Source organism: Pseudomonas sp. IAC-BECa141 (assembly GCF_020544405.1).
Lineage (GTDB): Bacteria > Pseudomonadota > Gammaproteobacteria > Pseudomonadales > Pseudomonadaceae > Aquipseudomonas.
On record NZ_CP065410.1, the window covers coordinates 5,198,214 to 5,223,068 of the forward strand.

Below are 24,855 nucleotides of genomic sequence, written 5' to 3' on the forward strand. Positions count from 1 at the left end.
CTACCGCCGTTCGCTCAAGATCGCGCGCTGTTGATCGATAGTCTTGACCGATAACTTGACGCAAAGAAAAGCGACAGCCCGTCCCGAGAGTGAATCGCATCCTTCGTGATGCAGTACAATCGCGGCTTTTAATCGCCAACCAGCCGGCCATTCCGATGATCGAACCCAAGCGCGTCTTGCGCGCCCTCGCTGAACACTGGGCACTTCTGGAGCCACTGTGCGAGCACTTCGACCAGGGCACCCTGAGCCTCAACGAACTGCGCACGCAACTGGCCGCCCAACAACTGGACAGCACGCCGCAGGACATCACCAGCCTGCTCGACGTGTGGATCCGCCTCGACATTCTGGTTCCCGTGGCGAAAAGCCCGAACCGTTTCGAGCTCAATGCGCAGATCCACGATTTCCTGGCCTACCTGCGCCGCGAGCACCGTCTGGGCCTGTGCCTGGAGATCGAAGCCTATCTGCGCCACCTCGAGCGTCTGGCCGGTTATATCCAGGACGCGTTCGACGTCCGTGACGGCAATGATCTGGCCCGTCAGTTGCGCCTGCTCGACATGCGCGTGCGCGACGTTCTGAAGAAACTCGATAACGACGAACAGGCGCTGGTGGCCGTGGCCGAACGGGCCAAGACCAGCGACCGACAGATTCCGCTGCGTCAGCGTTACGCTGAAGTACTGGCGACCTGGGACGAATACGTCGAGCCGATGATCGATCTGGTGAACGCCGACGGCGCCTTCGAACAAGGCGTGCGCAAGGTCGAAACCGTGCTGCTGAAAATGCTCAGCGAACAGCAGCGCCTGGGCCATCTGGTCGATGACGACATGCTGCTGCGCACCCACGCGCGCATCCTCGAAATGCAGACCAGCGCCCAGTTGACCCTGCGTCACGCCCGGGAACTGCTGCTGCCACTGCGTGAGGAAGCGCGCCGACACAACGCTGTGACCCGTGGTGCCGCGCTGGCGCTGGCGGCGATCCGCCGCAAAGGCATCGACGCCGTGCCGCAAGCCGCGATGCCGCTGTTCACCCGGCCGCAAAGCACCTTCCTCGGCAGCGCCAGTCAGGTCGAAGCCTACGTCTACGCCCTCGCCCGTTTCGAGCCGAAACCGGCGCGTTTCCCCAAGGCACACAAGTCGCAGAAAACCGGCGATGCCCCGCGCGCACCGCGCACCGTGCGCGAGATGGTCGACCGCTGCGAAGAATCCCTGCCGATGCCGGATCTGATGACCTGGCTGCTGGAGCAGGAGCCGGACGGCGCGACCGACGAATTGCTTTATTGGTTCTCGCGCCTGTCGCGGGAAAAACGCTTCAAGCGCGAGCGTCTGGAACGCCGCGAATACCACACTCAGGAGCACCAGGTCAGTCTGCGCTCCTTCGCCCTGCTCTCGGCCGGCGACGCCACCGAGGATTCTGCGAGCACCCTCTCTGCAGGTACGTCTAATGCATCTTGATCTTTCCGAACTGTCGCAACTGGCGCCGATCTTCCGCGAGTTGTTCAAGGGTTACCACGTCAGCCGTCGTGATCCTGAGCTGTATGCACAACTGTCGAATTTCCAGGACCAGTACCGCACGCTGTTCAAGGCACTGGGTTTTGAACTGGTCTGCGACACCCGTGGTTTCTACTACTTCGTACCGGACATGGCTGCCGCAGCGGTGAACAAGACCGCTCAGCGTCTGGCGCTGTTCACTTTCATCCTGGTGGAGCATCTGGCCGATCAGGGCCGCGATCCGATCGCCGTGCTCGACGGCGGCAGCCTCGGCCGCGAAGAACTGCCGTCGCTGCTGGAAAAGTACCGCGACCTGTTCATCCAGGCCGAAGTGCAGACCGTTGAAGAGCTGGAAGAAAAGATCATGCGCCGCATGACCCAGCTCGGCTTCGCCAGCGAGGAAAACGGCGTGTACCGTTTCCTGCCGCCAATGCACCGCTTCCTAGACGTCTGCCTGTCGGTTCAGCAGGACCGCGACCTGGCGGCCAGCGTGCACAGCGTTCTGCCGCTGCCGGCACCGGTGCTGATCGACGAGGCCGCCGAGGCCAAATTCCTCGCCACCGACGACCCGCTCGATCTCAGCGAATTTGAGGAAGAGAGCGAAGAAGACGCACTGGCCCGCGCCATTGCCGAAGAACAGGAGTCCGATGCATGAGCCAGGAACGCTACGGCATCCGCCGCTTTGCCCTTTTGAACACCGCCGGTTACAGCCTCGGCCTGTTCCCGCTGGAAGAGCCGCTGTCGGTCTACGGCGCGAACAACCTCGGCAAATCCGCCTCGATCAACGCCTTGCAGTTCCCGATCCTGGCGCGCATGTCGGACATGAGCTTCGGCAAGTACAGCTTGGAACAATCCCGGCGCTTCTACTTTGCCTCCGACACCAGTTACATCCTCGTTGAAGTGAACCTGCCCCACGGCCCGCACGTGATCGGCGTGGTTGGTCGCGGCCCGGGTGGCGGTTTCGGTCACCAGTTCTTCGCCTACGCCGGCAAGCTCGACCTGGCTCACTACCAGAAAAACGACACCTGCCTGCGTCAGAAAGAGCTGTTCAGCAACCTTGAGAAAGAAGGTCTGAAAGCCTACGAACTCAAACCTGACGAGCTGCGTCGTTTGCTGGTCGGCGGTCATACGTCGATCCCGCTCGACCTGACTCTGATTCCGCTGCGCTCCACCAGCGAGCAGAGCCTGAAGACTTTCCGCGCGCTGTTCATCAACCTGCTGCACATGCGCGAAATCACCGCAGCCAAGCTCAAGCAATTGTTCCTCGATGCCTTCGAACATAGCCTGCGTTCCGGCAGCGTCGATTACATCGCGGCGTGCGAAGAAGCCTTCCGCGACGTGCGGCGCATGGAACAGGATTACAACTCGCTGGTGGCTGCCGGCCCGTTGGTCGAAGCCTTGTCCAATGGCGTGAAGCAGCGCGATGTGCTGCGCGGCAAACTGCATCGCCTGTCGCCGCTGCTCGACTCGTTGCTCGGCACCTGGTCGGACTACGCCACGGCGCGCAAGGAAGAGCTGACCATTCAGGCCGAGCACTACCGTCGCGAGCAGGACGACCTGCAAAACGATCAGCGGGGTGGCACTCAGGAGCTGATGCGTCTGGAACGGGAAATCTCCGGCATCCAGCGCTGGCTCGGCGAACTGTCGGTACTGAAAAACCGCTTTGCGCTGGTCGATGACGTCAAGGTGCTGGAGCAGCAACTGCTGGCGGCCAAGGACGCTCACGATGAACTGGCCGGTGCACTGGCGCAGTCCCGTCAGTTCAGCGCCGAGGATCTGGAAGAACGTCTTCGCGATCTGGAAAAACGCCTGAAGTCGGTGAAGCAGCAACTCGATCACGCCGACAACAACAGCTACGCCCGCCTGCGCGAAGAGTTCTCGCAACAGGACGTCGAACGCCTGATGCGCCTGTTCAACAGCGCGCTGTTCAGCCTGCCGCTGGGCGAACATGGCATCACCCTCGACGAGGATGGCGAATGGGTGAAGTCGGTCGAGCTGATCCTCGACGGTTTCAAGGGCGAGCGTTTCGAAGTGCCGGGTCTGTCGATCGACATCTCGCACATCGAGCCACCGGCGCTGCAAGCGCTGGCCGACCGCGCCGCGCTGCGCGATCAGAAAGAACGCCTGGAAAAAGAGCTCAAACAGCTCAAGACCCAACAAGCCGTAGCCGCCGACCGCGCTGCGAGCAAGACCCAGACCGAGGCGCTGTACCAGCAGGTACTGGATGCGCAGAAGGCGCTGGAAGACTTCCGTCGCACCCAGACCTTGAGCGCCGAAGAAGGCGACAAGCTCGAGCAACTGGCGCAGATGGAGGCCGCGCAGGACGAACTCAAACGCTCCAGCGATGCGTTCACCGAGCGCGTCCAGCAACTGTCGGCCAAGCTGCAACTGGTCGGCCGGCAGATCGCCGACATGGAAGCCAAGCAACGCACCCTCGACGACGCCCTGCGTCGCCGTCAGCTGTTGCCGGCAGACCTGCCGTTCGGTACGCCGTTCATGGATCCGGTCGACGATTCGATGGACAACCTGCTGCCGCTGCTCAACGACTATCAGGACAGCTGGCAAGGCCTGCTGCGTGCCGACGGTCAGATTGAAGCGCTTTACGCACAGGTTCGCCTTAAGGGCGTGGCCAAGTTCGACAGCGAAGACGACATGGAGCGCCGCCTGTCGTTGCTGATCAACGCTTACGCGCACCGTACCGACGAAGCCCTGACCCTCGGCAAGGCCCGTCGTGCAGCCGTGACCGATATTGCCCGAACCCTGCGCAACATCCGCAGCGACTACGACAGCCTCGAGCACCAACTGGCGTTGTTCAACCGCGAGATCAACAAGCGTCAGGTGTCCAACCTGCAGAGCTTCCGCATCGTGCTCGCACCGAACAAGGAAGCCCTCAAGCACATCGACCAGATCATCCACAGCGCCGGCCAGTACGAAGAAGGCGAAACCCTGTCGGTGTTCGACCTGAGCCAAAGTGCGGAACAGGACAACAAGAACGAAGAGGCCAAGGAATACCTGGCACGGCTGGTGGCGGCGAACCACAACCAGCTTGGCCTCAAGGACTTGTTCGAACTGGCGTTCGAGATCACTAAGGTCAACGGCCAGCCGGTGATCCACACCGATATCGACGGCGCGGCGTCCAACGGCACCACGATGACCATCAAGGCGCTGACCAACATGTACTTGTTGCTGCACTTGATGGACCGCGACCTGGCCGGCCGCGTGCGTCTGCCGTACTATCTCGACGAGGCGGCGGACATCGACGAGAAGAACCAGGCCGCCCTGCTGGAAACCAGCCTGCAACTGGGCTTCGTGCCGATTCTGGCGAGCGTGAAGCCGCAGGTCTGCGCCAGTGTCGCCATCGACCTGGAAGGTGGCAGCGGCCCGGCCGGTATCTACATCGACGAGGCGGACTGGAAGTACATCCGCCGCCACGATGTGGTGAAGGCCACGATCAACGTCGACGCGGACGAGCCGGAGCTGGATGCGGTTTGATGCGTAACTGACGGGTACAAAAAAGGGCCGCGATCCATTGGATCGCGGCCCTTTTCTATGTCTTGGAATTTTGTGCTGAATGACAGGGCCTCTTCGCAGGCAAGCCCGCGAAGGCGCCCTCAACAACGCCCCATATTTCCCGGATTATTTACCGAGGGGGATTTTCGGCGCCCAGTTCAGCCACTCGTCTTCGAACTTGTCGAACAGCGGGAAGGTTTGTTCGGCGCGGGCCGGATTGCCCATCTTCTCGCCGTCCGGGGTGGCGAAGGCGATACCGCCCTGAATCACTGTTTCAAGCGACTCGGTGCGCATGGTCACGCCTTTGAACAAGCCGATATCGAAACCGACGCCGCTGGTGTTCCAGAAGCGACTGCCGCTGCGCACCAGTGGCGCGTACTTCGGTTCGATCAGGATGTGCACCAGCACGCGATCCGCTGTCTGGCCCAGTTCGTAACCGGTGACTTTGCCCACAGTGATCTCGCGGTAGGTGACCGGCACACCCGGTTTCAGCGAGCCACGACGAGCAGCGCTCAATACCAGACTCAAACCAGCCTCTTGCTTGGTGACCTCCGGTGGATTGGCCAGGGCCACGAAGTTCTTCTGCGGGCCGAGGTTCTTGGCCGCCGGTTGCACTTCGATGTACTGGCCGGTAACCAGGGTCTCCAGGTTCGAGGTCTTGATCAGCCCCAACTCCGGTTTGACCACCCAGAACTGACTGCCGACCCGGGCGATCTTCTCCGGCACTTCAGTGATGCGCGCGGTGAGGATCACCGATTGCAGATCATCGGTCAGGTCGACACTTTCGATCTTGCCGACGTCCAGGCCTTTGAAGCGAACCGGTGTGCCGCTGCGCAGACCGTCCGCGCGATCGACCTTGATGGTGACGACAGCGCCTTTCTGATTCGCTTCGTCGTGGCTGGCGAACAGACGGAAGCGTGGAATGCGTTTTTGCAGCGGTGCCTTGGCTTGCGGCGTTTCGAAGGCAATACCGCCGGCCATCAGGGTCTGCAACGATTCACTCTTGACCTGAATGCCGCCCGTCAGACCGCCAGTCAGCGTGACGCCGCTGACGTTCCAGAACCGGGTCGAGGCGTTGACCAGGTTTTCGTATTCCTTCTCGATGTGGACGCCGATCACCAGTTGCTTGCGGGTCTTGGAGAACTGATAGCTCTGCACCGAACCGACCTTGACCTGCTTGTAGAGAATCGGGCTGCCGACATCGATCGAACCGAGGGTGTCGGTGAACAGCACAAGGTGCAGCCCGGGGGCGCGCAGATCCAGCGGCGGTGCTTTTGGCCGGGCCTCGAATTCACGTTGTGGCGCACCCCCCTTGTCGCCTGGACGGACCGCGATGTAGTTACCTTTGACCAACGCTTCCAGACCGGTGATGCCTGCCAGTGAGATCGAAGGTTTGACCACCCAGAATTGCGTGCCGGTGACCAGATAGTCTTCAGCCAGCGGATCGAGGGTCAGCTCGGCGGTTGCGCTGGACAGGTCCGGATCGATCTTCAGCGCTTTCAGGTTACCGACCTGAATGCCCTTGTACATCACCGGGGTACGCCCGGCCTGCAGGCCTTCGAAATCGCTGAGTTTGACCTTCACACGGATGCCGGCGGCGGCCGCGTCGAAGTCTTCATAGAGACGAAACGGCAGGCTCGGATCGGTGGGCGGGCTGTCCTTGCGGTTCTCCGGGGTGGCGAAGGCGATACCGCCGGCGACGATACTGGCAAGAGATTCGCTGCGCACTTTCACGCCGGACAGGTTGGCGTCGATGCTGATGCCGCTGGCGTTCCAGAAACGGGTGTGTTTGCGCACCAGTTTGGCGTAGGTCGGTTCGATGAATACCTTGAGCTCGACCGTGCTCTGGTCTTCCGACAGCACATAACTTTTGATCTGACCGACTTTGATCTGTTTGTAGAAAACCGGGCTGCCACGATTCAACGAACCGAGGCGATCGGCCTTGATGGTCAGGTGCAGGCCGGGCTTGGAATCCGATAGCGGTGGCTCTTCGGCCAGGGCCTTGAACTTGCGAGTCGGCTCGCCTTCGCCGGGGCTGATGGCGACGTAGTTACCCGAAACCAGAGTTTCCAGACCGGTGATCCCGGCCAGGGTCACGCTTGGCTTGACCAGCCAGAATCGGGTGCTGGTCTTGAGGTACTGATCGACATCCTTGTTCATCTCGATAGTCGCGATGACACCTTTGGAGTTGCCTTCATCATCGAGCTTGAGGGCTTTCACCTTGCCGACCGGCATGCCTTTGTAGACCACTTCGGTCTTGTTGGCCTGAATGCCTTCACCACTTTCAAAACGCACCTGAATCTCGATGCCGGTTTCGGTATAGGCACGCCAGCCGAGCCAGCCACCGATAATGAGGGCGATCAGGGGCAACACCCAGATGGCGGACCAGTTCGAAGCCGGTCGGGTTTTCGCTACAGGCAAATCAGTCATGGTCGGCGTCCGACTCCGTGTTATCCCAAATCAGTCGGGGATCGAAAGTGACAGCGGCGAGCATCGTCAGAATCACCACACTGGCGAAGGCGATGGCGCCAAGATTGGCTTCGACGCTGGCAAGCCGGCCGAAGTTGACGACCGCCACCAGAATGGCGATCACAAAAATATCGAGCATCGACCAGCGGCCGATGAACTCGATGAAGCGGTACATCCAGATCCGCTGACGGGCGGACAAGGGCTGGCGGCGCTGCACGGAAAACAGCAGCAGCGCGATGCCCACCAGCTTGAACGTCGGCACCAGGATGCTGGCGATGAACACCACGGCGGCAATCGGAATCATGCCGTGCTGCACCAGCTGGATGACGCCGGACATGATCGTGCTCGGATCACCCTGCCCCAGTGAGCTGACGGTCATGATCGGCAGTACGTTGGCCGGGATGTAGATAATCGCGGCCGTGATCAACAGCGCCCAGGTTCGCGCAAGGCTGTTGGGCCGCCGGGCGTGAACCAGCGCACCGCATCGGGTGCAGGTCTGCACATCGCTGTCGGTATCCTGCCTGTTCAGTTCGTGGCATTCGGTACAGATCAGAATGCCTGCATCAATCGCCCGCATGGGCATCTTCTCCTGATAACGCCTGCCAGATCTGGTGCGGCGACATCACCACTTCGAGCCAGACCTGAACCAGTAACAAGCCGATGAAACACGCCAGACCGAGGCCCACGGTGATAGCTGCCATGTCCGCCAGTTTGACGATTGCGACCAGGACGCCCATCAGGTAGACCTCGAGCATGCCCCAGTCTTTGAGGTGGTGATAAATGCGGTAGAGCAGCAGGCCATAACTGCGTCCGGTGTTGAAACGGATCGTCAGCAACACAATCAATTGGCACAGCAGTTTCAGCAGCGGAATTGCCATGCTGCAAAGGAATACCACCACTGAAACACCGCGCATATCGGTGTTGAAAAGACCGATCACACCGCTCCAGACAGTGTCCTGCGACGATTGCCCGAGAAGATTGAGCTGCATGATGGGTAAAAAGTTCGCCGGCACGTAGAGCAACAACGCGGCAATGACCAGGGCGAGACTGCGCTGCACCACGTTATGACGGTGAGCGTACAGTTCGTAACCGCAGCGTGGACAGAGAGCTTTTTCGCCGTGAGCAAGCTTGGGCTTGCGCATCAGCAGATCGCACTCATGGCAGGCCACCAAGTCATCCAGCGGTAAATCTGACAGCCCGGGGGCGTCAACCGAATCTGACATAAGGGCTCTGACTCCGAAAAAGTTGGGATCTATTCTAGTGTTCTGATTCGAAAATAACTGTGCAAATTTGTTCGCTGACGCGAGCAAAAACTTTCCTGCGGGCAAAACAAAACCCCAACTGCTTTCGCAATTGGGGTTTCGGAATTTAATCTTGACGATGACCTACTCTCACATGGGGAAACCCCACACTACCATCGGCGATGCATCGTTTCACTTCTGAGTTCGGGATGGGATCAGGTGGTTCCAACGCTCTATGGTCGTCAAGAAATTCGGGTACTGACTCGTGACCAGATGGCCTCGCTTCAGCAAATTGAGTATGTGACAGCTTTCGGTGTTTTGTGAGCGTCGAACTTTCGGTTCATTGCGTCTTCACACACCGCAATCTGATCTCTTTCGAGTCTGCAGATTGCTTGGGTGTTATATGGTCAAGCCTCACGGGCAATTAGTATTGGTTAGCTCAACGCCTCACAGCGCTTACACACCCAACCTATCAACGTCGTAGTCTTCGACGGCCCTTCAGGGAACTCAAGGTTCCAGTGAGATCTCATCTTGAGGCAAGTTTCCCGCTTAGATGCTTTCAGCGGTTATCTTTCCCGAACATAGCTACCCGGCAATGCCACTGGCGTGACAACCGGAACACCAGAGGTTCGTCCACTCCGGTCCTCTCGTACTAGGAGCAGCCCCTCTCAAATCTCAAACGTCCACGGCAGATAGGGACCGAACTGTCTCACGACGTTCTAAACCCAGCTCGCGTACCACTTTAAATGGCGAACAGCCATACCCTTGGGACCGGCTTCAGCCCCAGGATGTGATGAGCCGACATCGAGGTGCCAAACACCGCCGTCGATATGAACTCTTGGGCGGTATCAGCCTGTTATCCCCGGAGTACCTTTTATCCGTTGAGCGATGGCCCTTCCATACAGAACCACCGGATCACTAAGACCTACTTTCGTACCTGCTCGACGTGTCTGTCTCGCAGTCAAGCGCGCTTTTGCCTTTATACTCTACGACCGATTTCCGACCGGTCTGAGCGCACCTTCGTACTCCTCCGTTACTCTTTAGGAGGAGACCGCCCCAGTCAAACTACCCACCATACACTGTCCTCGATCCGGATAACGGACCTGAGTTAGAACCTCAAAGTTGCCAGGGTGGTATTTCAAGGATGGCTCCACGCGAACTGGCGTCCACGCTTCAAAGCCTCCCACCTATCCTACACAAGCAAATTCAAAGTCCAGTGCAAAGCTATAGTAAAGGTTCACGGGGTCTTTCCGTCTAGCCGCGGATACACTGCATCTTCACAGCGATTTCAATTTCACTGAGTCTCGGGTGGAGACAGCGCCGCCATCGTTACGCCATTCGTGCAGGTCGGAACTTACCCGACAAGGAATTTCGCTACCTTAGGACCGTTATAGTTACGGCCGCCGTTTACCGGGGCTTCGATCAAGAGCTTCGCGTTAGCTAACCCCATCAATTAACCTTCCGGCACCGGGCAGGCGTCACACCCTATACGTCCACTTTCGTGTTTGCAGAGTGCTGTGTTTTTAATAAACAGTCGCAGCGGCCTGGTATCTTCGACCGGCGTGGGCTTACGCAGCAAGTGCTTCACCCTCACCGGCGCACCTTCTCCCGAAGTTACGGTGCCATTTTGCCTAGTTCCTTCACCCGAGTTCTCTCAAGCGCCTTGGTATTCTCTACCCAACCACCTGTGTCGGTTTGGGGTACGGTTCCTGGTTATCTGAAGCTTAGAAGCTTTTCTTGGAAGCATGGCATCAACCACTTCGTCGCCTAAAGGCAACTCGTCATCAGCTCTCGGCCTTGAAACCCCGGATTTACCTAAGATTTCAGCCTACCACCTTAAACTTGGACAACCAACGCCAAGCTGGCCTAGCCTTCTCCGTCCCTCCATCGCAATAACCAGAAGTACAGGAATATTAACCTGTTTTCCATCGACTACGCTTTTCAGCCTCGCCTTAGGGACCGACTAACCCTGCGTCGATTAACGTTGCGCAGGAAACCTTGGTCTTTCGGCGTGGGTGTTTTTCACACCCATTGTCGTTACTCATGTCAGCATTCGCACTTCTGATACCTCCAGCAAGCTTCTCAACTCACCTTCACAGGCTTACAGAACGCTCCTCTACCGCATCACTTGCGTGATACCCGTAGCTTCGGTGTATGGTTTGAGCCCCGTTACATCTTCCGCGCAGGCCGACTCGACTAGTGAGCTATTACGCTTTCTTTAAAGGGTGGCTGCTTCTAAGCCAACCTCCTAGCTGTCTAAGCCTTCCCACATCGTTTCCCACTTAACCATAACTTTGGGACCTTAGCTGACGGTCTGGGTTGTTTCCCTTTTCACGACGGACGTTAGCACCCGCCGTGTGTCTCCCATGCTCGGCACTTGTAGGTATTCGGAGTTTGCATCGGTTTGGTAAGTCGGGATGACCCCCTAGCCGAAACAGTGCTCTACCCCTACAGTGATACATGAGGCGCTACCTAAATAGCTTTCGAGGAGAACCAGCTATCTCCGAGCTTGATTAGCCTTTCACTCCGATCCACAGGTCATCCGCTAACTTTTCAACGGTAGTCGGTTCGGTCCTCCAGTCAGTGTTACCTAACCTTCAACCTGCCCATGGATAGATCGCCCGGTTTCGGGTCTATTCCCAGCGACTAGACGCCCTATTAAGACTCGCTTTCGCTACGCCTCCCCTATTCGGTTAAGCTCGCCACTGAAAATAAGTCGCTGACCCATTATACAAAAGGTACGCAGTCACAGAACAATGTCTGCTCCCACTGCTTGTACGCATACGGTTTCAGGATCTATTTCACTCCCCTCTCCGGGGTTCTTTTCGCCTTTCCCTCACGGTACTAGTTCACTATCGGTCAGTCAGTAGTATTTAGCCTTGGAGGATGGTCCCCCATATTCAGACAAAGTTTCTCGTGCTCCGTCCTACTCGATTTCATGACTAAGAGACTTTCGCGTACAGGGCTATCACCCACTATGGCCGCACTTTCCAGAGCGTTCCGCTAATCTCAAAGCCACTTAAGGGCTAGTCCCCGTTCGCTCGCCACTACTAAGGGAATCTCGGTTGATTTCTTTTCCTCAGGGTACTTAGATGTTTCAGTTCCCCTGGTTCGCTTCTTGCACCTATGTATTCAGTACAAGATAACCATCTTATGATGGCTGGGTTCCCCCATTCAGACATCTCCGGATCAAAGTCTGTTTGCCGACTCCCCGAAGCTTTTCGCAGGCTACCACGTCTTTCATCGCCTCTGACTGCCAAGGCATCCACCGTATGCGCTTCTTCACTTGACCATATAACCCCAAGCAATCTGGTTATACTGTGAAGACGACATTCGCCGAAAATTCGAATTTCTCAACTAAGAGAACTCACAAATTTTACCTTAGCCTGATCACCACCAGTGAAAGTGGCTTTCAGTCTATCTTTCTATCACATACCCAAATTTTTAAAGAACGATCTAATCAAAAGACTAGAAATCAATATTCAAATCGAATATTCATTTCTAAACTCTCAAACTTCGAAGCAGTTTATGGTGGAGCCAAGCGGGATCGAACCGCTGACCTCCTGCGTGCAAGGCAGGCGCTCTCCCAGCTGAGCTATGGCCCCATAACAAAATTGGTGGGTCTGGGCAGATTCGAACTGCCGACCTCACCCTTATCAGGGGTGCGCTCTAACCAACTGAGCTACAGACCCAATTTCGAGCTTGTAACTGTTAGCTCAGAGCTATCAGCTTGGAGCTTAAAGCTGCTTCTATCGTCTTCTTCAATGAATCAAGCAATTCGTGTGGGAGCTTATGAAGCAGCTGATGTCGTCGATTAAGGAGGTGATCCAGCCGCAGGTTCCCCTACGGCTACCTTGTTACGACTTCACCCCAGTCATGAATCACACCGTGGTAACCGTCCTCCCGAAGGTTAGACTAGCTACTTCTGGTGCAACCCACTCCCATGGTGTGACGGGCGGTGTGTACAAGGCCCGGGAACGTATTCACCGCGACATTCTGATTCGCGATTACTAGCGATTCCGACTTCACGCAGTCGAGTTGCAGACTGCGATCCGGACTACGATCGGTTTTATGGGATTAGCTCCACCTCGCGGCTTGGCAACCCTTTGTACCGACCATTGTAGCACGTGTGTAGCCCAGGCCGTAAGGGCCATGATGACTTGACGTCATCCCCACCTTCCTCCGGTTTGTCACCGGCAGTCTCCTTAGAGTGCCCACCATAACGTGCTGGTAACTAAGGACAAGGGTTGCGCTCGTTACGGGACTTAACCCAACATCTCACGACACGAGCTGACGACAGCCATGCAGCACCTGTCTCAATGTTCCCGAAGGCACCAATCCATCTCTGGAAAGTTCATTGGATGTCAAGGCCTGGTAAGGTTCTTCGCGTTGCTTCGAATTAAACCACATGCTCCACCGCTTGTGCGGGCCCCCGTCAATTCATTTGAGTTTTAACCTTGCGGCCGTACTCCCCAGGCGGTCAACTTAATGCGTTAGCTGCGCCACTAAGAGCTCAAGGCTCCCAACGGCTAGTTGACATCGTTTACGGCGTGGACTACCAGGGTATCTAATCCTGTTTGCTCCCCACGCTTTCGCACCTCAGTGTCAGTATCAGTCCAGGTGGTCGCCTTCGCCACTGGTGTTCCTTCCTATATCTACGCATTTCACCGCTACACAGGAAATTCCACCACCCTCTACCATACTCTAGCTCGCCAGTTTTGGATGCAGTTCCCAGGTTGAGCCCGGGGATTTCACATCCAACTTAACGAACCACCTACGCGCGCTTTACGCCCAGTAATTCCGATTAACGCTTGCACCCTCTGTATTACCGCGGCTGCTGGCACAGAGTTAGCCGGTGCTTATTCTGTCGGTAACGTCAAAATTGCAGAGTATTAATCTACAACCCTTCCTCCCAACTTAAAGTGCTTTACAATCCGAAGACCTTCTTCACACACGCGGCATGGCTGGATCAGGCTTTCGCCCATTGTCCAATATTCCCCACTGCTGCCTCCCGTAGGAGTCTGGACCGTGTCTCAGTTCCAGTGTGACTGATCATCCTCTCAGACCAGTTACGGATCGTCGCCTTGGTGAGCCATTACCTCACCAACTAGCTAATCCGACCTAGGCTCATCTGATAGCGCAAGGCCCGAAGGTCCCCTGCTTTCTCCCGTAGGACGTATGCGGTATTAGCGTTCCTTTCGAAACGTTGTCCCCCACTACCAGGCAGATTCCTAGGCATTACTCACCCGTCCGCCGCTGAATCAAGGAGCAAGCTCCTTTCATCCGCTCGACTTGCATGTGTTAGGCCTGCCGCCAGCGTTCAATCTGAGCCATGATCAAACTCTTCAGTTCAAACATCTTTGGGTTTTTAAGAAACCCTAAACTTGGCTCAGCAATCGTTGGTTACATCTTTGATTTCTCGCGGAGTAACTTGTGATGCTGATAATCTTGTTGACTATCAGTCTGACTCCACAAGCACCCACACGAATTGCTTGATTCAGTTGTTAAAGAGCGGTTGGTTAAGATCTTTCGTCTCAACCGAGGCGCGCATTCTACAGCAGCCTCATTTACTGTCAAGTGATTATTTTCAGAAGTTTTTGAAGATTTCTTCAACAACTTCAACCACTTGCGCTTCCGATCTCTCGTTAGCGGGAGGCGAATTGTACAGCGTTACACGCTGCTGTCAACACCTCTTTTTCTTCGCTTTCGACCGAGAAGATCGAATCGCTGAAAGCGCCCAGCAAACCGGCATTTCCAACGCCTTCCAGGCTTCGACGAACTGAAGCGACCCACCGTCGAAACCTGCTTAACTCACTGAATCTCAAGGAGTTTTCCGTTTCGACTGCGCCGGAAGTGGGGCGAATTATAGAGACTCAGAATCTGCCGTCAACACTTAATTTCGCTTTTCCTGAAAAACCTGCTTTTTACCCATCAAACGAGGGATCCGGCGAGTCAAAGGAGGAATACGCAGTGCCAAAAGGAAAACACCTATCAGGGCATAGATTGCCCACTCCTTAAGGTCAGCACGCACAATCCACAGCATATGCAGCAATCCCAATCCGAGAATCACGTACACCAACCGGTGCAACTTCTTCCAGCGGACACCTAAGAGGCGCTGACTATATCGATTGGAGGTAACAGCCAATACGAGTAACCCCAGAAACCCCAGAGCACCCACAATGATGTAGGGACGCTTACGCAGCTCGACACCCAGTTGCGACCAGTCGAAACCGAGAATGAACGCCATATAGCTGAAGAGATGCAGAACCACATAGGCAAAACACCAGAGCCCCAACTGCCGACGCACAGCAATCCATCCGGCCCACCCCGTCAGTTTCTGCAGCGGCGTCATACTCAGCGTGATCAACAGCAATACCAATGTCCCAAGCCCCAATCGATCAACCAGGACTTTTCCCGGATCCGGCCCAAGCAGATCCGCAAAAGCCTGATAGAACCAGAACAGCGGCCAGATCGCCGCAGCCAGGAAAACGCCTACGCGCCAGATCGGATATCGCATCAGTAGTTCTTCCGCAGATCGAGCCCTGTATATAAAGAAGCGACCTCATCCGCGTAGCCGTTAAACATCTGCGTATCACGCACATTCGGCTTGAACAGGCTGTTGGGCAGTCGCCGCTCCCGGGCCTGAGTCCAGCGTGGATGGTCGACTGTAGGGTTCACATTCGCATAGAACCCGTACTCATCAGACGCAATACTCTGCCAGGTTGTCTTCGGCTGCTCACTGACCAGACTGATCCGCACGATGGATTTGACGCTCTTGAAGCCGTACTTCCATGGCACTACCAGACGCAGCGGTGCACCGTTCTGATTCGGCAATTCACGGCCATACATACCCACCGCCAGAATCGCCAAGGGATTCATCGCCTCATCCAGACGCAAGCCTTCCACATAAGGCCAGTCGATCAGGGCAAATCCCGAACGCTGTCCGGGCATGGACTTGGGATCCTGCAGGGTTTCGAAGCGAATGTACTTGGCATTGGAGGTAGGCTCTACCTGCTTCAACAGTGCCGAAACAGGGAAACCGATCCAGGGAATCACCATCGACCATGCCTCGACACAACGAAGGCGATAGATGCGCTCCTCCAGCTGGTAAGGCTTCATGAAATCTTCCAGAGCATAACGCCCCGGCTTACCCACCTCCCCGTCCACCACAACACTCCAGGGTTCGGTTTTCAACGAACCGGCATTGGCCGCAGGATCCCCCTTGTCGGTGCCGAACTCATAGAAGTTGTTGTAATGGGTCGCGTCTTTGAAAGGCGTAATCGCCTCATCCTTGACGTTCACCGCCCCCCATTTGACAGAGGGCAGCTTCTCGGCAAACCAGGCGGGCGCCTTTCCGGCTTCGACATCGGCATAGCGGGCAGCCTCTTCGGCACTGGCCCAGCGCGGCAAAGTGCTCATGGCCAAGCCGGCCGCAGTCGCTCCGAGCAATTGTCGACGAGAGAGATAAATGGATTCAGGCGTGACGTCCGACTCATGGCAATCGGACGCTTTAGGGACTTTGATCAGCATGGCAACTCCGCAGCTTTGGAGGACAGATGCACCATAGACTGCGGAGTATGAGGGAAATTACATCACTCGGCGTGTTTGTGACGACGAAGATGCAACAAGTACTGCACCGGGCCCGAAGCGGCGTAGGCGAGGAACACCAGCAGCAGAATGCGAGGCGGATCGCTGAACACCACGGCAAACACCAGCACCACTGCAAGGATAGCCACGAAAGGCACACGCCCCTTCAGATCCAGCTCCTTGAAGCTGTTGTATTTGATATTGCTGACCATCAGCATGCCGGCGGCCGCTACCATCAACGCAACCAGGAATGACATCTTCGAACCCTGGATCCCGTAATCGCTGAACGCCCAGACAATCCCGGCAACCACACCGGCAGCAGCCGGGCTGGCCAGACCGATGAAGTAGCGTTTGTCGGCGGTCCCCACCTGAGTGTTGAAGCGCGCCAGACGCAATGCCGCACCCGCCACGTAAATGAAGGCAACCATCCAGCCGACCTTGCCCATGTCACCCAGCGCCCAGCCAAAAGCCAGCAACGCGGGGGCGACGCCGAAGGCAACCATGTCCGACAACGAGTCGTACTCGGCACCAAACGCACTTTGGGTATTGGTCATGCGCGCCACGCGACCATCGAGACCATCGAGCACCATGGCGACGAAAATCGCGATGGCGGCAAAGGCAAAGTATTTGCTCGCATTCGCGGCATCCCCGGCGCTCAATGCAGCCTGGGCACTCATCGAGTTGATGATGGAATAGAACCCTGCGAACAAGTTCGCAGTGGTGAACAGATTCGGCAGAAGATAGATACCACGATGCCGGACTTTACGGCCTTCTGCGTCATGCCCTTCTTCGATGTGCTCATCGATGGGCAGCAGGCTTTCGGCGTCGGAAGCCTGGTTCGGCTCTTCGGGACGTTCGCTCATGGACAGTACCTTGCAACGGATTGGACATTTTCGACAGGCGCCTGGGACGACGGTTCGGCCACAAACGATGCAGCTTTATACCAGAACCGCTCGCCCATACGAAAAAACGCGGCCTAGGCCGCGTTTTTTCATGCAAGGATCTACGACTTAGTTTTTGGCTTTGTCGACGATCTTGTTGGCACCGATCCACGGCATCATGGAGCGCAGTTGCTCGCCGATGATCTCGATACCGTGAGCGGCGTTGTTACGACGCTTGGCGGTCATCGAAGGGTAGCCGGTTGCGCCTTCGCTGATGAACATTTTGGCGTATTCGCCGTCCTGAATACGTTTCAGGGCGTTGCGCATGGCCTGACGGGATTCGGCGTTGATCACTTCCGGACCTGTCACGTACTCGCCGTATTCAGCGTTGTTGGAGATCGAGTAGTTCATGTTGGCGATACCGCCTTCATACATGAGGTCAACGATCAGTTTCAGTTCGTGCAGGCACTCGAAATAGGCCATTTCCGGCGCGTAGCCAGCTTCAACCAGGGTTTCGAAACCGGCTTTTACCAGCTCAACGGTGCCGCCGCACAGAACGGCTTGTTCGCCGAACAGGTCGGTTTCGGTCTCGTCCTTGAAAGTAGTTTCGATGATGCCGGTACGACCGCCACCAACACCGGCGGCGTAGGACAGTGCAACGTTCTTGGCGTTGCCGGAGGCGTCCTGGTAGATCGCGATCAGGTCAGGGATACCGCCGCCTTTCACGAACTCGGAACGTACGGTGTGGCCCGGGGCTTTCGGCGCGATCATGATCACGTCGAGGTCGGCACGCGGAACAACCTGGTTGTAGTGGATCGCGAAGCCGTGGGAGAAGGCCAGGGTGGCGCCTTTCTTGATGTTCGGCTCGATTTCGTTCTTGTAAAGCTGGGACTGGAACTCGTCCGGGGTCAGGATCATGACCAGGTCGGCACCGGCAACAGCGGCCGCCACGTCGGTCACTTTCAGGCCGTGGGCTTCAGCCTTGGCAACGGTAGCCGAACCTTTACGCAGACCAACAGTAACGTCGACACCGGAGTCTTTCAGGTTGCACGCTTGAGCGTGACCCTGCGAACCGTAACCGATGATGGCAACTTTCTTGCCCTGGATGATCGACAGGTCGCAGTCTTTATCGTAGAAAACTTTCATGAATTTCCCCTTTATATCCAGGCCGCTCAGGCCATTCGCTAATTTGGTTTAGATGCTGAGTACTTTGTCGCCGCGGGCAATACCGGTGACGCCACTGCGGACAGTCTCCAGAATCGATGCGGTGCCGATGGACTGAATGAAGCTGTCGAGCTTGTCGCTGGTACCGGTCAGTTGAACGGTATAAACGCTGGCGCTGACGTCGACGATCTGTCCACGGTAAATATCGGTGGTGCGTTTGATCTCGGCGCGCTGGGCGCCAGTGGCCTTGACCTTGACCAGCATCAGTTCGCGTTCGATGTGAGCGCTTTCCGACAGGTCCACCAGCTTGACCACTTCGATCAGCTTGTTCAGGTTTTTGGTGATCTGCTCGATGATTTCATCGTGGCCGACGGTGGTCAGTGTCAGACGCGACAGGGTCGGGTCTTCGGTTGGCGCCACGGTCAGGCTTTCAATGTTGTAGTTGCGCTGCGAGAACAGGCCGACTACGCGAGACAAAGCACCAGGTTCGTTTTCCAGAAGCAAGGAAATAATGTGCCGCATGATTAGGTACGCTCCGTCTTGCTCAGCCACATATCGCGCATGGAGCCGTCTTTGATCTGCATCGGATAGACGTGCTCGCTGGTGTCGACCGAAATGTCGATCACCACCAGGCGATCTTTCATGGCGAACGCCTCTTCCATCTTCGACTTCAAATCTTTCGATTCGGTGATGCGCACGCCGACGTGGCCATAGGCTTCAGCCAGCTTGACGAAGTCAGGCAAGGATTCCATGTAGGAGTGTGAGTGACGGCTGCCGTAACTCATGTCCTGCCACTGACGAACCATGCCCAGAACACCGTTGTTCAGGATCACGATTTTGACCGGCAAACCGTATTGCAGGCAGGTCGACAGTTCCTGGATGTTCATCTGGATACTGCCTTCACCGGTGACGCACGCAACATCGGTGTCAGGAAAGCTGAGAGCGATACCCATCGCCGCCGGCAGGCCGAAGCCCATCGTGCCCAGGCCACCGGAGTTGATCCAGCGGTTCGGCTTGTTGAACTTGTAGTACTGCGCAGCAAACATCTGGTGCTGGCCCACGTCGGAGGTCACAAAGGCGTCGCCCTTGGTCACTTCGCACAGGGTTTCAATCACGGTCTGTGGCTTGATCTTGCTGCCGTCGCCCTTGTCGTAAGGGAACAGGCCACGATCACCACGCCACTCGTCAACCTGTTTCCACCAACTGGCGACCGCTTCCTTGTTCGGGGTTTCGCCGATTTCCTTGAGGATCGAGACCATTTCGGTCAGGACACTCTCCACCGGACCAACGATCGGCACGTCGGCCTTGATGGTCTTGGAAATCGAAGCCGGGTCGATGTCGATGTGAATGATCTTGGCGTTCGGGCAGAACTTCGGCGCGCCGTTGATCACGCGATCATCGAAACGCGCACCGACCGCCAGGATCACGTCGGCATGGTGCATCGCCAGGTTGGCGGTGTAGCTACCGTGCATGCCGAGCATGCCGATGAACTGACGATCAGTGCCAGGGTAGGCACCCAGCCCCATCAAGGTGTTGGTAACCGGCAGGTTAAGCATTTTTGCCAGTTCGGTCAGCGGCGCGGAGCCGTTGCCGAGGATCACGCCACCGCCGGAGTACAGCACGGGACGTTTGGCCGCCAGGAGCATTTCTGCCGCCTTGCGGATTTGCCCGGAATGACCGCGAACGGCCGGACTGTAGGAGCGCAGTTTGGCTTTCTTCGGGAAGACGTATTCGAACTTCTCGGCCGGGTTGGTCATGTCTTTCGGAATATCGACCACGACCGGGCCCGGACGACCGGATTGCGCCAGGTAGAAGGCTTTCTTCATGACTTCCGGGATTTCCGAAGCGTGCTTGATCATGAAGCTGTGCTTCACGATCGGCCGGGAAATACCGATCATGTCGGTTTCCTGGAACGCATCGGTGCCGACCATGGTGCTTGGCACCTGACCGGAAATGATCACCATTGGAATCGAGTCCATATAGGCGGTGGCGATACCGGTGATGGCGTTCGTGGCGCCTGGACCGGAAGTCACCAATACCACGCCGGCTTTACCGGTGGCACGGGCGTAACCGTCAGCCATATGGGTAGCCGCTTGTTCGTGACGAACCAGGATGTGGGTCACTTCCGGTTCTTTGAACAGGGCATCGTAAACATGAAGAAGAGCACCACCCGGGTACCCGTAGATATATTTGACGCCTTCGTCACGCAAAAAGCGGACGAGCATCTCACCGCCAGATAAAAGCTCCACGTTGTTCACCTCTAAAACGCCAGAATACCGTCCACAAAAAAGCGAACGGGTCTTAATAGGTTTACTTCTCGGCAGAGCATGAGCGACGGTGGTCGCCGACTACGTCAGCACTGACTGAGCAAGTATTGGGATCGTCCCAAGTGTTGCGGGCCTTTCCCACCCAGCGCGAGGTAACGCGTTGCGGGTGTAACAGGTCGACGCGGATATGCGCCTCATGATCTGCCGAGAGGGTCTGCTTCTGGCAGTCCCTGTACAGCGGACTTTGGATTCTTCTGTTTCGCCCTCTCCAAGTCAAGTCGTGAATGTGCTTAATTGTGGGTAAGCACATGAGAACGCAAGAAAAAACCTGGAAACCGCTACTCTGTTAGCTTCAATTGCGCAGTTTTGCCAAGGAATCAGCATGCGAACGCTTCTCCTGACTCTACTAATCAGCGCCAGCCCATGGTGCATGGCCGCTCAAATCTACAAATGGGTCGACGCCCAGGGCATTACCCATTTCGATCAGCAGCCACCACAGGGGCAACCATCCACGGCCCTGGAGACACCCTCCTCACCTCCACCAAAACCGGCGGCGTTATCCGGCAGCGGCGCGGTGGGCGATCAGAAAGCCATCGATGACAAGGTCAAGCAGCAAGTGGCCGAGCAACAAAACCAACTCAGGGCATTTTGCGAACAGGCGCGCACGAACCTCGCGCAACTGCAGAACAATCCGCGCTTGAGGGAGGAAGTGGAGGGGGAATTGCGGCGACTGAGCGACGACCAGCGCCAGCAACGTATTGCGGAGGCACAAAAACAGATTGCGGAAAACTGCCAGTAACCACTGGCAGCTCCCGGTTCAGCGCGAAGCAGTAATCAACAGGTCGAACTCTTTGAGCAACACCTGAAGCTGCCGATCCTTGCCTTGCACGCTGCGCTGAGCAAAAACCATCTCGGCCATTTCCTGAATTCCCGAGGCATTGGGCAATGGCAGATTCTGCTCGAGGATCATCTTCATCCGCGGCAGGAAGATCCATTGCAGCCACTGCTCGAACTCGAGAGTATCGACCGAAAACGGCTCGACGCTGCTCAGGGCTTCGACCGAGGGCTGGACGTCATCCCACCAGCCCTGGGCGCGCAGTTCACGTTCGATCAACAGCAATTGATCGGCGACCTTGGAGAAGCGACTGTCCATCACAGCGACACCTTGGCCTTCTGACGGGCCAGAGTGGCGCCGGCGGAGTCACCTTGCTTCTCACGGGCCTGAGCGATCAATTCCCACAGGCTGGCCTGCAAGTCCGGACGACCATTGGCCATGGTCAGTGCACGACGTGCGGTCTGCTCGGCTTGCGGTGCATCGCCCTGGGCCATGCGCACCTGCGCCAGACGGTACAGCACTTGCGGCTCGCGCGGCGCTACACGCTGGGCGCGCTCCAGGCTGGAGGACGCTCCGTTGAGGTCGCCACCGGCCTGCTGCTGTTGCGCAGTGGTCAAAAGTGCGAGTACCGGGCCGTCCAGCTGTTCATCGGCAGACAGACCGCCGCCGCTGCTGGCTGAAGGAATGCCGCTCGGCGTCGAAGGCGTGCTGTAGCTGCCGGAGTTGATCGGCGCCGACTCGACCGGTGAAGGGTTATATGGCCCCGGCGTGATACCGCCAGACGCCGGGCCCGGAACGATCGGCGAGGTGCTGATCGGTGTCGACGTCGCTGCGCCGCCCGGCACCATTACCACCACACCGGTATCGCCTTGCGGAATTGCCTGGGTCTGGGCCTGTGCAGGACGTTTCACCGTCGTTTGACGGAAACCGCCATTGGCCGAAATGCGCTCGCTGTTGGACACGGCGGTACCGGCATCCACGACCGGAATCGAACCACGCTGTACGGTGGAACAGCCGCTGAGCAAAGCCACAGCGGTCACCGCTGGAATCAACCACTTGTTCACTTGAAACCCTCTTCGCTTAATTCATCCAGCCCTTGACCCAATCCATCACCGACTCGCCCGATGCCGGGCTTTCGCTCGCGCAGGAGGCGCCGGGTGGCGGTTCGCTGCCGCGAATATACGGCATCTGCACGGCGCCCGGACAGTTGGCATCGGAGCCTTGACCGGTGCGCGAATCAACCCAGGCCTGCACCACGTTGTCCGGCTGCGGCATGTCCAACGGCAGCGGATCGGCCTTGCGCATGAAGCTGGTCCAGACCTGCAACGCACCGGTGGCTCCGGTGAACGGGGTCTTGCCGTTGTCGTCGCGGCCGAGCCAGACCACCGCCAGCAGATCCTGGCTGAAACCGGCGAACCAGCTGTCGCGCGAATCGTTACTGGTGCCGGTCTTGCCCGCCAGTGTCAGGGTTCTTGGCAACACGTTATAAACCGAACTGCCGGTACCTTCACGCATGACCCGCTGCATGGCGTTCTGGATCAGGTAGATCGAGGCCGGATCGAAACGCTGCTCGATCTGGAACGGATAACGCTTGAGCGGCTCGCCCTCGGCAGTCAACACGCTGCGGATCCCGCGCATCGGCGTATTGAAGCCACCGTTGGCCAGGGTCTGGTACATCGTCGCCACTTCGATCGGGGTCATGCCCCCAGCGCCAAGCAGCATCGACGGGAACGCCGGAAATTCGCGGGTCACGCCCAGTCGAGCGAGCGTTTTGAGGACATTCGGAACGCCGACCGCCAGACCCAGACGCGAGGTCGACAGGTTGTAGGAATGCGCCAGCCCCTGGTACAGGAATACCGTACCGTGGGAGCGACGGTCATAGTTCTGCGGTTTCCAGACCTGACCGTCCGCACCTTTGATTGAAAGCGGGTCGTCCGACAGCCAACTGGTCAGCGTGTACTGGCTCGGTTTCTCCAGTGCCGTCAGATAAACCGCCGGCTTGATCAGCGAGCCGATCGGCCGCACCGCATCCAGTGCCCGGTTGAACCCGGCAAAACTCGCCTGACGGCTGCCGATCATGGCCTGGACTTCACCGGTTTCCGGATTGGTCACGACCATCGCCGCTTCCACGTCGTCGGAACCCTTGCGACCGGACAGACGCTTGAAGGTGTCGTTGACCGACGCTTCAGCTTTCATCTGCAGGATCGGATCGAAACTGGTGAAGATCCGCAGGCCTTCTTCGGTCAAGTCTTCGTCGCGATAGTCTTCACGCAACTGGCGCTTGACCAGATCGATGAAGCCCGGGAAAGAACTGTCCGCCAGTTTGCCGCGCGTGGTCACGCCAAGCGGCATTTTCTTCGCAGCGGCGACCTGTTCGGCGGAAGCGACGCCCTGTTGCTCAAGCACGTCGAGCACCAGATTGCGTCGTTCCAGCGCCCGTTCCGGGTTGCGACGCGGGTTGTAATAGGACGGGCCTTTGACCATGCCAACCAACAGCGCGACCTGGTGCAGCTTCAACTCGGACAAGGGCTGGGCGAAGAAAAACTGGCTGGCCAGACCGAAACCGTGGACCGCACGCTGACCGTCCTGACCGACAAAGACTTCGTTGAGGTAAGCCTCAAGGATTTCCTTTTTGTCGTAATGCAGCTCGAGCAGCATCGCCATCATCGCTTCGGTGAGCTTGCGGGTGAGGCTGCGTTCATTGGTGAGGTAGAAGTTCTTGACCAGTTGCTGGGTCAGCGTACTGCCGCCCTGAGTCATCTTGCCGCCCGAGGTGTTGACCCAAACGGCGCGGGCAATCGATTTCGGCGACACGCCCCAGTGGCTGTAGAAATCCCGGTCTTCGACGGCGACCAGGGTTTCCAGCAGATACGGCGGCACCTGATCGAGCTTGATCAGAATCCGGTCTTCCAGGTTTTTCGGGTAGATGCCGCCGATCATCAGCGGCTCCAGGCGCACCACGGAGAGCTTCGAACCGTTGGTCGCCGAGAGTTCGGCCACGTAATCGCCGGAGAAACGCACGCGCACCGACTGCGGTTTCTCGAGGCCTTCATAGAACTGGAAGCCGCGGGTATTCAGATCAACCGTGTTGCCATTGACCGATGCCGCGCCAGGACCGTTGCTGACGGCTTCGCGGCGATAGCCCAAGGCATCGAGCTCGGTCAGGAAATCGTCCTTGCTCAGCTTCTGTCCGACGAACAGCTCGAGCGGACGCGCGTACACCTTGGCCGGGATGGTCCAGCGCTTGCCGGAGAACTTCTCCTGCACCACGGCATCGAGGTAAACGGCGAAGCCAGCCAGCACAACAAGGCCGACCAGACTGAGTTTAAGGGCCCAGCCCAACCATGGGCGCAGGCCCCGGGAAGCTGGTTTTTTTGGGGTACGGGAGGATCGAGTACGAGTCATGGCGGCGGATTA

At 57.4% G+C, this 24,855-nt stretch carries 16 protein-coding genes, 2 tRNA genes and 3 rRNA genes; 4 read left to right on the plus strand and 17 right to left on the minus strand.

The annotated features are described in order from the left end of the window. Positions 1 to 155: 155 nt before the first annotated feature. The 3 genes from mksB to mksF are packed head-to-tail and all read left to right on the plus strand — an operon-like array spanning position 156 to position 4,976. Positions 156 to 1,448, plus strand: coding sequence for an Mks condensin complex protein MksB (gene mksB / locus I5961_RS23790; protein WP_170929660.1), 1,293 nt, complete (start codon positions 156 to 158; stop codon positions 1,446 to 1,448). Beyond that, the gene (gene mksE / locus I5961_RS23795) at positions 1,438 to 2,139 is read left to right on the plus strand and encodes an Mks condensin complex protein MksE (protein WP_007951764.1); all 702 of its coding nucleotides are present in this window, start codon (positions 1,438 to 1,440) and stop codon (positions 2,137 to 2,139) included. The genes mksB and mksE overlap by 11 nt, the downstream gene beginning before the upstream one ends. After that, a complete protein-coding gene (gene mksF, locus I5961_RS23800; RefSeq protein WP_085701830.1) occupies positions 2,136 to 4,976 on the plus strand; it encodes an Mks condensin complex protein MksF in 2,841 nt (946 codons plus the stop codon). The genes mksE and mksF overlap by 4 nt, the downstream gene beginning before the upstream one ends. A gap of 144 nt (positions 4,977 to 5,120) precedes the next feature. On the opposite strand, the gene I5961_RS23805 is transcribed toward mksF, so the two are convergent. From I5961_RS23805 to I5961_RS23870, 14 genes are all read right to left on the minus strand, one after another. Continuing rightward, positions 5,121 to 7,424 carry a PqiB family protein gene (locus tag I5961_RS23805; protein ID WP_085700924.1) on the minus strand — a complete coding sequence of 768 codons (2,304 nt, stop codon included), beginning with the start codon at positions 7,422 to 7,424 and terminating at the stop codon, positions 5,121 to 5,123. Beyond that, complete coding sequence (locus I5961_RS23810) at positions 7,417 to 8,040, minus strand: paraquat-inducible protein A (RefSeq protein WP_007951771.1); 624 nt, start codon at positions 8,038 to 8,040, stop codon at positions 7,417 to 7,419. Before I5961_RS23810 ends, I5961_RS23805 begins: the two co-directional genes overlap by 8 nt. Beyond that, complete coding sequence (locus I5961_RS23815) at positions 8,027 to 8,686, minus strand: paraquat-inducible protein A (RefSeq protein WP_085701831.1); 660 nt, start codon at positions 8,684 to 8,686, stop codon at positions 8,027 to 8,029. The genes I5961_RS23810 and I5961_RS23815 overlap by 14 nt, the downstream gene beginning before the upstream one ends. Before the next feature lie 149 nt (positions 8,687 to 8,835). Continuing rightward, a 5S ribosomal RNA gene (rrf, locus tag I5961_RS23820) occupies positions 8,836 to 8,951 on the minus strand. A gap of 156 nt (positions 8,952 to 9,107) precedes the next feature. Beyond that, a 23S ribosomal RNA gene (locus I5961_RS23825) occupies positions 9,108 to 11,996 on the minus strand. Between the two features lie 237 nt (positions 11,997 to 12,233). Then, positions 12,234 to 12,309, minus strand: a tRNA-Ala gene (locus I5961_RS23830). 10 nt (positions 12,310 to 12,319) lie between these two features. Continuing rightward, positions 12,320 to 12,396: transfer RNA gene (locus I5961_RS23835), tRNA-Ile, on the minus strand. A gap of 123 nt (positions 12,397 to 12,519) precedes the next feature. Next, positions 12,520 to 14,056, minus strand: a 16S ribosomal RNA gene (locus I5961_RS23840). The 16S, 23S and 5S rRNA genes sit together here with 2 tRNA genes alongside, the layout of an rRNA operon. A gap of 541 nt (positions 14,057 to 14,597) precedes the next feature. Next, positions 14,598 to 15,221, minus strand: coding sequence for a protein-methionine-sulfoxide reductase heme-binding subunit MsrQ (msrQ, locus tag I5961_RS23845; protein ID WP_227233555.1), 624 nt, complete (start codon positions 15,219 to 15,221; stop codon positions 14,598 to 14,600). Then, complete coding sequence (gene msrP / locus I5961_RS23850) at positions 15,221 to 16,234, minus strand: protein-methionine-sulfoxide reductase catalytic subunit MsrP (protein ID WP_085697480.1); 1,014 nt, start codon at positions 16,232 to 16,234, stop codon at positions 15,221 to 15,223. The genes msrQ and msrP overlap by 1 nt, the downstream gene beginning before the upstream one ends. 62 nt (positions 16,235 to 16,296) lie before the next feature. Then, the gene (gene pssA / locus I5961_RS23855; protein ID WP_039771608.1) at positions 16,297 to 17,154 is read right to left on the minus strand and encodes a CDP-diacylglycerol--serine O-phosphatidyltransferase; all 858 of its coding nucleotides are present in this window, start codon (positions 17,152 to 17,154) and stop codon (positions 16,297 to 16,299) included. A gap of 147 nt (positions 17,155 to 17,301) precedes the next feature. Continuing rightward, positions 17,302 to 18,318, minus strand: a complete 1,017-nt coding sequence (gene ilvC / locus I5961_RS23860; RefSeq protein ID WP_007959661.1) for a ketol-acid reductoisomerase — start codon at positions 18,316 to 18,318, stop codon at positions 17,302 to 17,304. Positions 18,319 to 18,366: 48 nt separating this feature from the next. Then, positions 18,367 to 18,858, minus strand: coding sequence for an acetolactate synthase small subunit (ilvN, locus tag I5961_RS23865; protein WP_003205610.1), 492 nt, complete (start codon positions 18,856 to 18,858; stop codon positions 18,367 to 18,369). Between the two features lie 2 nt (positions 18,859 to 18,860). Next, positions 18,861 to 20,585, minus strand: coding sequence for an acetolactate synthase 3 large subunit (locus tag I5961_RS23870; RefSeq protein WP_085697686.1), 1,725 nt, complete (start codon positions 20,583 to 20,585; stop codon positions 18,861 to 18,863). Between the two features lie 400 nt (positions 20,586 to 20,985). On the opposite strand from I5961_RS23870, the gene I5961_RS23875 reads away from it, so the two are divergent. Beyond that, positions 20,986 to 21,402 (plus strand): DUF4124 domain-containing protein, encoded by a 417-nt coding sequence (locus I5961_RS23875; protein WP_085697481.1) that lies wholly within the window; start codon positions 20,986 to 20,988, stop codon positions 21,400 to 21,402. An 18-nt stretch (positions 21,403 to 21,420) separates the two neighbouring features. Here I5961_RS23875 and I5961_RS23880 read toward each other — a convergent pair whose 3' ends face one another. The 3 genes from I5961_RS23880 to mrcB are packed head-to-tail and all read right to left on the minus strand — an operon-like array spanning position 21,421 to position 24,843. Next, the gene (locus I5961_RS23880; RefSeq protein ID WP_085703192.1) at positions 21,421 to 21,756 is read right to left on the minus strand and encodes a YqcC family protein; all 336 of its coding nucleotides are present in this window, start codon (positions 21,754 to 21,756) and stop codon (positions 21,421 to 21,423) included. Beyond that, positions 21,756 to 22,502 carry a tetratricopeptide repeat protein gene (locus tag I5961_RS23885; RefSeq protein WP_227233557.1) on the minus strand — a complete coding sequence of 249 codons (747 nt, stop codon included), beginning with the start codon at positions 22,500 to 22,502 and terminating at the stop codon, positions 21,756 to 21,758. Before I5961_RS23885 ends, I5961_RS23880 begins: the two co-directional genes overlap by 1 nt. Before the next feature lie 16 nt (positions 22,503 to 22,518). After that, entirely contained in the window at positions 22,519 to 24,843 is a 2,325-nt protein-coding gene (mrcB, locus tag I5961_RS23890; protein WP_085697484.1) for a penicillin-binding protein 1B, read from the minus strand. Positions 24,844 to 24,855: the final 12 nt, after the last annotated feature.

Bases quoted from the DNA above. Each gene is read 5' to 3' on its own strand.
- mksB (WP_170929660.1), top strand. From the start codon at position 156: ATGATCGAACCCAAGCGCGTCTTGCGCGCCCTCGCTGAACACTGGGCA.
- I5961_RS23875 (WP_085697481.1), top strand. From the start codon at position 20,986: ATGCGAACGCTTCTCCTGACTCTACTAATCAGCGCCAGCCCATGGTGC.
- mksE (WP_007951764.1), top strand. From the start codon at position 1,438: ATGCATCTTGATCTTTCCGAACTGTCGCAACTGGCGCCGATCTTCCGC.
- pssA (WP_039771608.1), bottom strand. From the start codon at position 17,154: ATGAGCGAACGTCCCGAAGAGCCGAACCAGGCTTCCGACGCCGAAAGC.
- I5961_RS23810 (WP_007951771.1), bottom strand. From the start codon at position 8,040: ATGCGGGCGATTGATGCAGGCATTCTGATCTGTACCGAATGCCACGAA.
- ilvN (WP_003205610.1), bottom strand. From the start codon at position 18,858: ATGCGGCACATTATTTCCTTGCTTCTGGAAAACGAACCTGGTGCTTTG.
- mksF (WP_085701830.1), top strand. From the start codon at position 2,136: ATGAGCCAGGAACGCTACGGCATCCGCCGCTTTGCCCTTTTGAACACC.
- ilvC (WP_007959661.1), bottom strand. From the start codon at position 18,318: ATGAAAGTTTTCTACGATAAAGACTGCGACCTGTCGATCATCCAGGGC.
- msrP (WP_085697480.1), bottom strand. From the start codon at position 16,234: ATGCTGATCAAAGTCCCTAAAGCGTCCGATTGCCATGAGTCGGACGTC.
- mrcB (WP_085697484.1), bottom strand. From the start codon at position 24,843: ATGACTCGTACTCGATCCTCCCGTACCCCAAAAAAACCAGCTTCCCGG.
- I5961_RS23880 (WP_085703192.1), bottom strand. From the start codon at position 21,756: ATGGACAGTCGCTTCTCCAAGGTCGCCGATCAATTGCTGTTGATCGAA.
- I5961_RS23805 (WP_085700924.1), bottom strand. From the start codon at position 7,424: ATGACTGATTTGCCTGTAGCGAAAACCCGACCGGCTTCGAACTGGTCC.
- I5961_RS23815 (WP_085701831.1), bottom strand. From the start codon at position 8,686: ATGTCAGATTCGGTTGACGCCCCCGGGCTGTCAGATTTACCGCTGGAT.
- msrQ (WP_227233555.1), bottom strand. From the start codon at position 15,221: ATGCGATATCCGATCTGGCGCGTAGGCGTTTTCCTGGCTGCGGCGATC.